Origin of the sequence: Myxococcus virescens (assembly GCF_900101905.1) — a bacterium.
Lineage (GTDB): Bacteria > Myxococcota > Myxococcia > Myxococcales > Myxococcaceae > Myxococcus > Myxococcus virescens.
In genome coordinates this window covers 405,725-417,319 of sequence record NZ_FNAJ01000002.1, presented here as the reverse complement: position 1 = coordinate 417,319, position 11,595 = coordinate 405,725, and the positions used below count along the sequence as shown (strand labels likewise).

The 11,595-nt window shown below is 69.6% G+C and carries 12 protein-coding genes; 5 read left to right on the top strand and 7 right to left on the bottom strand.

Annotated elements, in window-relative coordinates:
• Nucleotides 1-262: 262 nt before the first annotated feature.
• The 5 genes from BLU09_RS08405 (at nt 263) to BLU09_RS08390 (ending at nt 4,729) form a co-directional block, all read left to right on the top strand.
• On the top strand, nt 263-799 hold the full coding sequence (locus BLU09_RS08405; protein WP_011556629.1) for a GNAT family N-acetyltransferase: 537 nt from the start codon (nt 263-265) through the stop codon (nt 797-799).
• A gap of 253 nt (nt 800-1,052) precedes the next feature.
• Entirely contained in the window at nt 1,053-2,744 is a 1,692-nt protein-coding gene (locus BLU09_RS08400) for a type IV pilus twitching motility protein PilT (protein WP_090488027.1), read from the top strand.
• A gap of 1 nt (nt 2,745) precedes the next feature.
• Entirely contained in the window at nt 2,746-3,855 is a 1,110-nt protein-coding gene (locus BLU09_RS08395; RefSeq protein WP_090488024.1) for a type IV pilus twitching motility protein PilT, read from the top strand.
• A gap of 91 nt (nt 3,856-3,946) precedes the next feature.
• Nucleotides 3,947-4,099 carry a VOC family protein gene (locus tag BLU09_RS38700; RefSeq protein WP_167371041.1) on the top strand — a complete coding sequence of 51 codons (153 nt, stop codon included), beginning with the start codon at nt 3,947-3,949 and terminating at the stop codon, nt 4,097-4,099.
• 66 nt (nt 4,100-4,165) lie between these two features.
• Nucleotides 4,166-4,729, top strand: coding sequence for a regulatory protein RecX (locus BLU09_RS08390; protein ID WP_090488022.1), 564 nt, complete (start codon nt 4,166-4,168; stop codon nt 4,727-4,729).
• 60 nt (nt 4,730-4,789) lie between these two features.
• Here the strand turns inward: BLU09_RS08390 and BLU09_RS08385 are convergent, their stop codons facing one another.
• The 7 genes from BLU09_RS08385 to map all read right to left on the bottom strand — a co-directional run bounded on the left by BLU09_RS08385 (nt 4,790) and on the right by map (nt 11,580).
• Nucleotides 4,790-4,993: a hypothetical protein gene (locus BLU09_RS08385; RefSeq protein ID WP_090488020.1), complete on the bottom strand. Its 204-nt coding sequence runs from the start codon at nt 4,991-4,993 to the stop codon at nt 4,790-4,792.
• Nucleotides 4,994-5,095: 102 nt separating this feature from the next.
• The gene (locus BLU09_RS08380; RefSeq protein ID WP_090488018.1) at nt 5,096-6,553 is read right to left on the bottom strand and encodes a S28 family serine protease; all 1,458 of its coding nucleotides are present in this window, start codon (nt 6,551-6,553) and stop codon (nt 5,096-5,098) included.
• 156 nt (nt 6,554-6,709) lie between these two features.
• Nucleotides 6,710-7,570 carry a hypothetical protein gene (locus BLU09_RS08375; protein WP_244171534.1) on the bottom strand — a complete coding sequence of 287 codons (861 nt, stop codon included), beginning with the start codon at nt 7,568-7,570 and terminating at the stop codon, nt 6,710-6,712.
• Nucleotides 7,567-9,312, bottom strand: a complete 1,746-nt coding sequence (locus BLU09_RS08370) for a hypothetical protein (protein WP_090488014.1) — start codon at nt 9,310-9,312, stop codon at nt 7,567-7,569. Before BLU09_RS08370 ends, BLU09_RS08375 begins: the two co-directional genes overlap by 4 nt.
• Nucleotides 9,309-9,911: a hypothetical protein gene (locus BLU09_RS08365; protein WP_090488012.1), complete on the bottom strand. Its 603-nt coding sequence runs from the start codon at nt 9,909-9,911 to the stop codon at nt 9,309-9,311. Before BLU09_RS08365 ends, BLU09_RS08370 begins: the two co-directional genes overlap by 4 nt.
• A gap of 134 nt (nt 9,912-10,045) precedes the next feature.
• Entirely contained in the window at nt 10,046-10,702 is a 657-nt protein-coding gene (locus BLU09_RS08360) for a DUF2231 domain-containing protein (protein ID WP_244171533.1), read from the bottom strand.
• A 95-nt stretch (nt 10,703-10,797) separates the two neighbouring features.
• Nucleotides 10,798-11,580 (bottom strand): type I methionyl aminopeptidase, encoded by a 783-nt coding sequence (gene map / locus BLU09_RS08355; protein ID WP_090488008.1) that lies wholly within the window; start codon nt 11,578-11,580, stop codon nt 10,798-10,800.
• Nucleotides 11,581-11,595 lie beyond the last annotated feature (15 nt).

Genomic DNA, 11,595 nt, shown 5'->3' with positions numbered 1-11,595 from the left:
GGAGGAGTTTGACGCCTTCGCGCCCGACTGCGGGTTTTATAGTGGGAAGCGGCCCGACACGGAAGGCCGGCAGGGTGCCAGGCGTGGAGGCGATGCTCATCCTTGGAATGGGCTGAACGCATGGCCGGTTCGACGAAATCCGGCTCCTCACCAGCGGAGAGGAGGGCCTCTCCTCACTTCATGGGACAATGTGCGCGGAATCACCGCGTGCACCGGTGCCGCCGGAGCGGTTAGGATCGCAACTCGACGGAGGAGCAAGGCGATGACGATGAAGCAGGTGGACGCAGGCGTGGAGGTGGCCCCAGCACCGATACTGGATGTGGCTGGCCTCCCCAACGACCTGATGGCGGCGGTGAAGTTCGGCCTGCCCACCGACGAAGACATGACGGCGGTGGCGGACCTGCGCGCCGGCTCTGAGCCCTGGAAGAGCCGGGGTGAGACGCAGGAGGACAGCCTCAAGGCCCTGACGCAGCTCAAGCCCTTCATCCATGTGGCGAAGCTGCAAAGCCAGCTTGTCGGCTATGTCACGGTGGAGCGGGACGGCCCGGTTCCGGGCGCGGCGTACCTGCGCAACATCGTGGTGAAGCCCGAGCTGCGCCGCAAGGGCCTGGGCAACATCCTGCTGGAGCAGGCGCTGAAGGCGGCCCGGGACATGTACCGGAAGACCATCGCCCTGCGGGTGGATCCGTCCAACTCGCCCGCGGTGAGCTTCTACCGGAAGGAAGGCTTCACCACGGTGGCCACGGTGGTCTCCAAGAAGTCCGGGAAGCTTCGCCTCCTGATGTCCCGCGAGCTCTAGACTCCACGGGACGTAATGCCGCCGGGCGGGGGGCCCTCCTCCCGCCTGCTGCTCCGAGCGGGCCCCTGGTGGGTCCCGGAGCTCCCTCCCCCCCGCATTCCAGGTGACAGTCTCCGTCAGGCACGGACGATTTCCGTCTGTCCGGAAGCAGGCGGGCAATCCTGGGACAAGGGGTGGCCGGATTCCGCGCGATGTCGTCTATCCTGCGGCTCCCCCGCGCCCGCGCGCTGTCGCGGCTGAGCCGACATCCCGCATGAAATCGCTCGCAGAACTGTTGCGGCACCTGTCGCGTCCGGGTGTCACCGAGTTGACCCTGGCCACCGGCCGTCCGCCGATGATCCGCGGCGCCAATGGCTATGAGCCGGTAGACCCCACCACCGCCACGGCCGAGGACATCACTCGCGCCCTGCAGGCCATGGTGGGCGTGGCCCGGGCCTCCACCGTCACGGAGACGCCGGTCCAGTGGACCGTCAACGCCACCGGCCTGGGCTCGCTGTCCATCGCCGCCATGCGGCGAGGAGACCTCATCCACCTGCGCCTCAGCCGGGCCGCCGACGCGGGGGCCGCCGCCCAGGCCGCCAACGCGCGTCCCGCGGCGCCCGCGTCCGCGCAGCCCGCGCGTCCCGCCGCCCCAGCGCCCGTGCAGGCCGCGGCACCGTCCTATCGGACGCCCGAGCCCGCCCCTGCTCCGGCATACCGCACGCCCGAGCCCACGGCGGCCCACGCAGCACGTGCGCCCGAGCCCGCGGCGGCCCGTCCGGTGGCCGCGCCGGCCCGGACCTTCACCGGCGCGGGGCGCGAGCTGGCCGTGTTGCTGGAGGAAGGCCGCCGGGGCCTGGCCAGCGACGTTCACATCATCGCGGAGCGCCCGCCCCTCTTCCGCTTCGCGGGCGAGCTGATGGCGCAGGGCCCGGTGCTGGACGCGACGACGGTGGAGAAGCTGCTGCTGCCGGTGGTGCCGGAGCGGCTGCGGCCCGTCCTGGAGCGCGAGGGCAGCTGCGACTTCTCCCTGGAGACGCCGGAGATGGGGCGCTTCCGGGTCAACGTCAGCCGCCAGCGCACCGGCCTCAAGGGCACCTTCCGGCTGATTGCGCGGGAAGTGCCCACGCTGGAGTCGCTGGGCCTGCCCGCCGACATCGCCAAGGCCACGCACCATCACCAGGGACTCATCGTCATCACCGGCCCGTCCGGCCACGGAAAGACGAGCACGCTGGCGGCGCTCGTGGACCTCATCAACCGCGAGACGTCCCACCACGTGCTCACCGTGGAGGACCCGGTGGAGTTCGTCCACCCGCGCAAGCGCGCGCTCATCAGCCAGCGCGAGGTGGGCTCGCACACCAAGACGTTCGCCAGCGCGCTGAAGGGGAGCCTGCGTGAAGACCCGGACGTCATCGTGGTGGGCGAGCTGCGCGACACGGAGACGGTGCGCATGGCGCTGTCCGCCGCCGAGACGGGCCACCTGCTCATCAGCACCATGAACACGCCGAGCGCGGCGAAGACCATCGACCGGCTCATCGACCTCTTCCCGCCGGGGGACCAGCAGCAGGTGCGCCTGTCGCTGTCCAGCGGCCTGCGGCTCATCGTCAGCCAGCGGCTGATGCCAAGCGCGGACGGCAAGGGGCTGGTGGCCGCGGCGGAGGTGCTGCCGGGCTCGGTGTCGCTGGGCAACCTCATCCGCGACAACAAGACGTTCCAGATTCCCTCGCTCCAGCAGCGCGGCAAGAGCCTGGGCATCATCCGCTTCGAGGACTCGCTGGCGGACCTGGTGCGCGCCGGGAAGGTGAAGCTGGAGGTCGCCAAGGGCTTCGCGGACAACCCGGACGAGTTGGAGGCGGTGGTGACGGGCAAGCGGTCCGGCGCCACCGTGGCCGCGCCGGAGACGCAGCAGGATAGCGCGAGGCTGCTCAGCAAGATGGGCTCGCTGATGGGAAGGAAGGGCTCCTGAGATGACGACGCCCCGTCTGGCCGTCCTGTTCGATGCGCTGCTGGAGCAGAAGGGCAGCGACCTGCACCTGGGCATCGGCTACCCGCCCATGGGCCGCATCCGCGGCGAGCTGGTGCCGCTGCGCGAGCAGCCCCTCAGCGCGCCGGAGATGCAGGCGCTGCTCTTCGAAATCTGCTCGCCGGAGCAGCAGCGGCAGATTGTCGAGGACCTGGACCTGGACTTCGCCTACAGCTACGGGACGAAGGCCCGCTTCCGCGCCAACTACTTCAACAAGATGACGGGCCTGGCGGCCGTCTTCCGCACCATCCCCAGCAAGGTGCTGTCGCTGGAGGACCTGAAGACGCCGGAGGTGGTGCGCAAGCTGTCGGAGCGCCGCAGCGGGCTGGTGCTCGTCACCGGCCCCACGGGCAGCGGCAAGTCCACCACGCTGGCCGCGATGATCAACTACATCAACAAGACGCGGCCCGCGCACGTGCTCACCATCGAAGACCCGGTGGAGTTCGTGCACGAGTCCATGCGGGCGCAGGTGACGCACCGGGAAGTGGGCCCGCACGCGTCCAGCTTCGCCACCGCCATCCGCTCCGCGGGCCGCGAGGACCCCAACGTCATCCTCATTGGCGAGCTCCGCACCAACGAGACGATGAAGCTGGCGCTCCAGTTGGCGAGCTTCGGCGTGCTGGTGTTCGCCACGGTGCACACCAACAGCGCGCCGGCCACCATCGACCGCATCATCAACGCCTTCCCCGCCGACGAGCAGCAGCAGGTGCGCGGCATGCTGGCGGAGAGCCTGGCGGGCATCGTCGCCCAGCAGCTCATCAAGACGGCGGACGGCAAGGGCCGCGTGGCCGCGCTCGAAATCCTGGTGGGCGGGCCCGCCATCGCCTCCATGATTCGCGAGGGCAAGGTGTTCCAGATTGCCTCGAAGATGCAGGCGGGCCAGGGCCAGGGCATGCAGACGCTGGACATGCACCTGGAGCGGCTGGTGAAGGACGACGTGATTACGCCCGAGGCCGCGCTGGAGAAGGCCCAGGACAAGGAGAACCTGGCCAAGGTCATCTCCCGCCTCAAGCCGGACTGGCAGGTGCCGGAGTCCCTGAAGTCGCTGGGCTAGCGCGCCACGGACACTTTGAAGGGCAGGAACACGGACAGGAAGAAGCCAGCAGTGGGGAGCGTGGGTTGGATGGACCTCACGGTGAATCACCGTGGCGGACCTGGAGCAGAGCCTGGAGCGCGTCACCGCGATGGGGGGCCGGGTGCTCGGGACGATTCGCGGCTCCGCCAAGACGGGCCGCTCCTGCTTCATCGAAGACCCGTCCGGCACGGCGTGCGCGCTCTACCAGTCAGGGAGCGACTGACGGGCCGCACGCTCCTCCCAGCGTTCCTTCCAGGTGTCGGACCTGGGTGGTAGACCCAGGCCCGTGATGGATGAGGCGCGGGGAGGACCCGACAAGAAGAAGGAGCGCGGTCCGAAGCGGCCCCGGAAGGTGTCCCCCACCTACCTGGAGAACGCGGCGCTGCACTACCTGAAGCGTTACGCGGCGACGAAGAGCCAGTTGCAGCGCGTGCTGCTGCGCCGGGTGGACCGCTCCATCAAGTTCCACGGTGGTGAGCGCGGCGAGGCGCTGGCCTGGGTGGAGGCGCTGGTCGCGAAGCTGGTGCGCAACGGCCTGCTCAACGACGAAGCCTATGCCCAGATGAAGGCGCACTCACTGCGCGCCTCGGGCCGCAGCACGCGGGTGATTGCCCAGAAGCTGCGCCTCAAGGGCGTCCCCGCGGAAGTCGTGGCGAAGAAGGTCGCCGACGCCACCCACGAGGTGTCCGAGGAAGATGCCGCGCGAATCTGGGCACGGAAGAAGCGGCTGGGTCCCTTCCGCACGCAGCCCGGCACCCGGGAGGAGAATCGGAAGCGGGACCTGGCCGCGCTGGCCCGGGCGGGCTTCTCCTTCGGCATCGCGAAGAAGGTCATCGACTCCAGCCCGGCCTGAGCCGGTCTGGTGAAACAGCGGCGGCCTGCCCGCTCGGAGCAGACCACCGCGCAAGCACGCTCAGTTGTCGGTGGCGTCTTCGATCTTGTCCCCGGCCTCCTCGGCCGTGTCCTCGATCTTGTCGCCCGCCTCATCCGCGGCGTCCTCCGTCTTGTCGACGGCGCGCTCGGCGTCGTTCTCGGCGCTCTCCCGCGTGTTGCGGTGGCAGCCCGTGCCCACCACCAGAACGCCCAACGCCGCGGCCATCAGCATGTTCTTCAGCATTCGTGCACCCCTCCTGAAAGTCGGGCGGAAGGTAGTCACGGCCGCCTGGACGCCAAGAGGGGTTGAGCACAATGTCAAGACACGCACATGCAGTCCGGCCCGCTACCGGGCGCGGTAGGCCTTCATGCGCGCGTCGCTCGACTCGCGGCGCCGCAGGGCATCCATCCCCGTCGGGAGCTGCACCGGGGCGTCCGCCCACTCCGACAGGCGCCCGAGCAGGAAGCTCCGCTGCGGCTCCGGCAGCGCGCTCAGCGTGCCGAAGAAGCCGATGCTGTCATCAGCGATGACGCGGTACGCGTCGTTGCCCGTCGTGGTGCTGAAGGCGCTGGCGGACCAGGGGCTCAGGTCTCCATAGACGAGCAGCACCCGCTTGGCCTCGAAGCGGGTCCACGCCTCCAGCAGGCCCACGGTCCACGGCTCGTACTGCTTGCGCACGCCCGTGGGCGGGAAGCGCGTGGGGAGGTGCTCACCGGCGTAGCGCAGCAACGGCCGCAGGTGAACCTCCGGGTACCCCGGGCCGCCCAGCTGCGTGGCGCCCTGGTAGTAGAGCGGCGCCGACTCCTCCAGCGCCTGGTCGGAGAAGGTGAACTCCAGCGTGGAGACGTAGCTGAAGAAGGCGAAGAGCTCCTCCGCGCTCGCCTCCGGCGAGGGCAGCCCTTCACACGTCCCCGCCATGCCGTAGTACTGCCAGAAGATGAAGGGCACCTCGATGACGGCGAACTCGAAGGCGCGGTCCTTCCCCAGCGTGTTGAAGGTGAAGCCCTGGGCGTCGTAGCCATCCATGAAGGGCAGCAGCTCGTCGCGGCGGGTCAGCGCGGCGTACTGGAGGGAGGCGAGCTGCTGGCGGCAGGCCGCGTCGCCCACCTTGGTGAGGATGAAGCGCCCGTGGCGCGCGTCATGGAGGCCCCGGTTGTGCTGCGCCGAATAGGTCACCGTGGCGTGGACGTCGTTCGGGAAATAGAAGCGGTGGGCCAGGGCGGCGGTGCCGCCCTTGAAGACGCCGGTGGACAGCCAGCGCCCGCCGTACAGCGGCTTGAAGGCCTCGACGAGCCGGTGGGCATCCGCGGCCGCCTGCCACATCGTCAGCTTCCGCCAGTCCATGTCGGCTGGCTTGGACGCGCCGTAGAAGCGGTGCTCCACGGTGAGCTGGTTGCCCTGGAGCAGGTCCGTGGGCTCGGCGGGGATGGGCTCCTCGAAGATGGCGGTGCCTTCCGTGTCCAGCACCATGGGCGCCGTCTCCGAGCGGTGCATCAGCGTCACCCGCTGCTGGAAGCGCGTGCCCCAGGGACGCAGGTGGTCCACGGGCTGCTCGTAGTCCATCGTGAAGAAGCGGAAGCCGTTGACCTCGACGTCGGTCAGCACCGTGAGGCCGGCGATGGACTCCAGCCGGGTGCGGAGGTCCACGCTCGACAGGTCCACGGAGACGGACGCGGGCGGCGCGGTCCCCTGCTCCAGCGACTCCAGGCCCTCCGTCGTCGAGCCGCCACAGCCGAGCACCCATGCGCCGAGCAGGCCGCCCACCGCGAACCCCGCCCAGTTCCGCTTCAGCCCGCTTCGCATGGTGTCGTCCCTCAGGTGTCCGTTGAAGCCCGCGAAGATAGCAGGCCTGGGCCCACGCCACGCATGAAGCGCTTGGGCGCGGCATGCCTACATACCGGTCCCGCACAACGAGCGGTAAGGCAGACTATTTCCAGGAACGGCATCCAGCGCCGTGACTCAGGGTCCGGGCTGCCCCTGTTCGAGCAGGTCCTCGCGCGTCAGCGTGAAGACAGCCTGCCCACACCGGCCCTGCATATCCGCCGTGGCACGCGCCACCCGAACGACATAGCGCACACCGTCCAGGGTCAGCGGGGCCGGCTGTCCTACCTCCGCGGTCACCGTGGTCCCCGGGCCTTGCGAACGATTCGCGTGCGTCACACGGAGTTGGACGTCCAGCGCATGCGTCCCATCCGCCAGCGTGCAGCCCGCGTCCTCCCATTGGAAGCCCAGCTCCGGAACGAGCCCTGGAGGAAGCAGCACGTCTCCCGCGATGGTGGTGGGAGCACTCGGCACCGTGAGCAGCAACAGCCGGCCCTCCGCGTCCCGCAGGGTGTCTCCCGACAACAACACGGGAACCTCACCATCCTCCTTCGTAGGACAGGACGCGGGCTCGCGATGGCTGGTCCACTGAACGACCTGACCCGTCAGGTCCGCCAGCATGTCCGGCACCTGGAGGCCGTAGCTCACGCCGCCGCGCACCGGCCCCGCCTCGTACTCCAGCACCGAGGCCCACCGGTCCTGGTGCCGGTACGCACCGCGCAGCTGCCGGGCGACGGTGAAGCGGCGCTCCAGCCGCGTGTCCGTGCGCTGCCGCGCGGCGTCCTCGGGCTCTTCCTTGAACGCCACGTCCACCTGGGCCGCGCGCCAGACCTGGACACACGGGCTCTCGCGCCGGAGCGAAAAGGCGCCCCTGGCGTCGGGGACCGGCTCGGAGCACTTCATCTGGCAGCCCATCAAGCCGGTCAGGAGGAGCCCCGCGGCGCCGCGCGCCCAGCGCACCGGGGCACGACAACGGGCCGGGCGCGGGCGAATGCTCATGGGCACTCAGCGTACAGCGTCGTGCCGTCGGTCGACACGAAGAAGTCCTGCCCCTCCACCTGCCCCCGCGCCCGCAGCCGCTCCCGCGTGCGCTCCACCTTCAGGCGACGCGCCGCGACGGGTGGCTCCGCGTGGGGCACGCGCGGCTGGAACCGCACCGGCCCTCCCTTGTCGTCTGGAGCGTACTTCGCCAGCAGCGCGCGGTGGGCGCCGTCGTCCGCGTCGCCGTCGTCCAGGAAGTCCAGCTCCACGGCGCCCCACTCATTCACATCGCAGTCGCACGAGCCGCACCCAGGGAAGCCGCATCCCAGGAAGCCGTTCCGGCAGGAGACACACTTGCTCTTGGGGGACGCGCTACACGCCGCGCACGCATTGCCTCCAAACGAGTACGTGTGCGAGCCCGGCGAGCCCACGCCGAGCATCTGGTAGCGGTAGTTCATCACGCTGGCGTGCACCACGCTGGTCTGCCCCGCCACGTCGTTGCCGTTGTGGTCCAGCGCCAGGTTGTGGCCCAGCTCGTGGATGAAGGTGCCACGCTGTTCCTGGATGCTCGGGCTGCTCCAGCAGCCCAGGCTGATGATGAGGTCATTTCCCAGCACCTCCGCCTTGCCGGAGGAACACGACGTGCTGCTGCCCTGCCGGTAGGCCCACACCGCATAGTGGAAGTAGGGCCGCCGCTCCGGGTACCCGGTGGAGAACCCGCCCTGCTTCAGTGAATAGAAGTCCACGCCGCCGCTGCACGCGCCGAAGCACACCACTTCATGCCAGGGCAGCGCGCTGTCGACGAAGGCATGCAGCCGCGCGCCCGCGTCCCGCGCGAACACCGCCGCCGCGTCCGCCACCAGCCCGGCATAGGGCTTCCGCGTGAGGTAGGGATTGGAGGGGTGCTCCATCCAATCCACCTCCACGTAGAGGTCCTTCACCGTGGGGCTGCCCCACTCGGAGAAGGAGAAGCCGTCATTGCCGAACAGCTCCAGCGTGTCCGGTATCCCATCCCCGTCCGAGTCCTTCGAGTCCGGGTTCATCCCCACCAGCGGCTCCAGGGCATTGGAGATGCCGTCTTCATCCTCGTCGTTGTCGCTGAAGATGGTGGACCACAGCGCGTCGTCGTGGACGAAGCTGGCCGTGCCCGTACTGCCGGGAAAGCGGCCCACCACCACGCGCTGGGCGCCCGCGTTCTGTGTGCTCGCCGCGACGACCAGCGGGTAGGAGCGAGGCCCACTGTCATCGTCGTGTTGCAGGTACTCCGCGTTGGAGCGCAGCAGGAAGACCAGGTGGTCCCCGGCGCCCGGCGTCGTGGACGTGGCCCGGAAGGTGTCCTTCACGTTCCAGGCGAAGCTGAGCGGCACGCCGCCGAAGGGCTGGTTGCTCAGGAGGAGCGCTCCATTGCGATACAGGCTGGCCGTCCCGCCGCGTCCTTCCGCATAGGCGCGCACCCAGACGCGGTAGAGCCCGGAGTCTGGCGCGGTGAACGTCACGCAGGAACGCGCCGCGCCCGCGCAGTCGTCACCCATGGCCACCTGGCTCCAGCCGCCCCGGTCCCGGAGCACGTGAAGGACGGTGTCCGGCGCGGTGCCCGTCAAATCCCGCGTCTCGAAGGTGTACGTCTGCCCCGCGTCCAGCCACGTGCTCAACCAGATGAAGGAGCCCCAGTCACGCGAGGCCACGTAGTGCGGCCCGGCCAGCACCAATGCGGGCGCCAGCAACACCAGCGCGAGGAGACTCCTCGGAAGCGCCTTCATCGCGTCTCCTCCGCGCGGAAGAAGGCTTCCTTGAAGGCGTCATGCTGACGCGACTTTTCCTCTGGCGGAAGCGACCGCCACTTCACCTGCTCCACGGTGAGCGCCTGCTGGTAGCGCGCGTCCACTTCGCGCGCGCGGAGGTCCTCGGCAGAGGGCTCCGGCGGCGTGGCCAGCTTCGCCACCAGGTTCAGCGCCGCCAGATAGCGCCGTTCCTTCTCCACGCGTGCTTCGGGCGTTGCGTCCATGAAGGCGCGCTCCGTGCGCGTCACCAGCGCCGCCAGATCGTCCACCGGCTCTTCTCGAAGCAAGGCCCGTTCGTCCGGCGTCAGCGGCACCAGCGCGCGCGCAGCGAACCGCTCCCATTCCGGCGCTTCGTCGCGAAGGCTCGCCACCTGCCCCGCGCGGCCGGTGTCATCCTTCGCGGGTTCGACGTGGAAGCGCGGCTCGGCGGCGACCTGGGGTGGAGCCGCGGGCGTCCGGGCGACTTCGCGCGGTACCCCTTGATTGCCGAGCGCCCACCGGGGGACCAGCAACGAAGCACCCGCTCCGACCAGCATGATGCCCAGCACTACCGCTGCGACTTCCCCTCGTGTGCGCATGCGTCGTCCCCCACTCGCTGGCGCGGAGCTCTAGCGCCATTTGCCGGGGACGGCAAACCTACCCCGCAGCAGTCTGTGCGGGGGTATCCACGTCACGCCGAAGTGTCATGACATGGACGCCGGAAGGGCGGGCACTACGCCTGAGGCATGGGACGGCCCGGGCCGTGGAACACGGCGACGGGCGAGGACAACGTGAGCGACTCGTCCTCAGGCGCCGTGCCCGCGGCGCCCTTCGCGAGCGGACGCCCACCGGCGAGCACCTCCCGCGCACGCGTCACCAGCCACTGCACTCCACGAAGCGCGTCACGCACCAGCAGCAGCGGCGCGTCTCGTGACAGCAATGCGGGGGCGTTCGCATCGCGCATTGAAGCGGGTTGTCCCACGCCCAGCTCGTAGACCATCTTTCCGCCGAGCGTCGCCGTGCAGAGCGCCAGCCCACAGGCGCCCAGCCCCAGCGCCACGGTGGCCGCGGTGGGCTCGCGCCGCAGCCGCCACACCGTCACCCCCAAGGCGCCGAGCAGCACGGAGGCGTTGCCCACGCCATGCAGGAACGTCATGTCCCGGGCACGCGGCGTCTCCAGCCGGACCTCCTGGCTGGCCGCCAGTCCCGACACGCCCGCGAGCAGGCCACCAATGGAGCCAGCCACCCAGATGCGGCGTGCCACCCGGGCCCAGGCGCCGTCGCCCGTCGTCACCGAGATGAGGTCCGCCACGGCCGCCGTGGGAAGCAAGGCCAGTGGCATGTGCACCAGTGCCGGGTGCAGTTCATACAACAGCATCTCCTTCTTCATCGCGCGGCCTCCTGCCCTTATCCTCCAAGGGTAGGCACCCCGAGGACCCATGGCAGGCACGGCCGCCTGCCCGCCCTCCCAGAGCGGGGAAGCGTTCAGCAGGCGATTTCGAGCGAAAGGGCAAGCTCGGGCTGGGTGAGCACCTCACAGCCGTCAGGGGTCACCAGGATGGTGTGCTCGAACTGCGCGGACAGGCTGCCGTCCTCCGTCACCACCGTCCAACCGTCGGCCAGGATGCGAATGTCCGGCCGTCCCAGATTCACCATGGGCTCCACGGTGAGGACCATGCCCGAGCGCAGCTTGATGCCCGAGCCTCGCTTGCCGGTGTGGGGCACAGTGGGCGGCCCATGCATCTGGTGGCCGATGCCATGCCCGCCGAACTCCTCCACCACGCTGCAGCCCTCCTTCTTCGCCAGCTCCTCGATGGCCGCGCCGATGTCCCCCAGCCGCGCGCCATGGCGGACGACGGCGATGCCCGCGTCACGGCACCGGCGCGCCACGTCCACGATGCGACGGGCGTCTTCGGACACCTCGCCAATGAGGAAGGTCGCGGAGGTGTCCCCGTGGAAGCCGTCCAGGCACGTCGTCACGTCCACGTTGATGATGTCCCCTCGGACCAGCTGCTCGCCTGCGTTCGGGATGCCGTGACAGACGATGTGGTTGCGGCTGGTACAGACGGTGGCCGGGTAGCCCTTGAACCCCAACTGACTGGGCTTGCCACCCCGGCGCGCCGTGTCCTCGCGAACCCACTGGTCGATGTCCGCCGTGGTGACACCGGGGGTCAGCTTCGAGGCAACGAAAGCCAGCGTACCGGCGGCGGCCTGACTCGCTCGGCGCAGACGTTCGACGTCCGTGCCCTTGAACAAGGGAATGCTCATGGCCGCCAAGGTGAG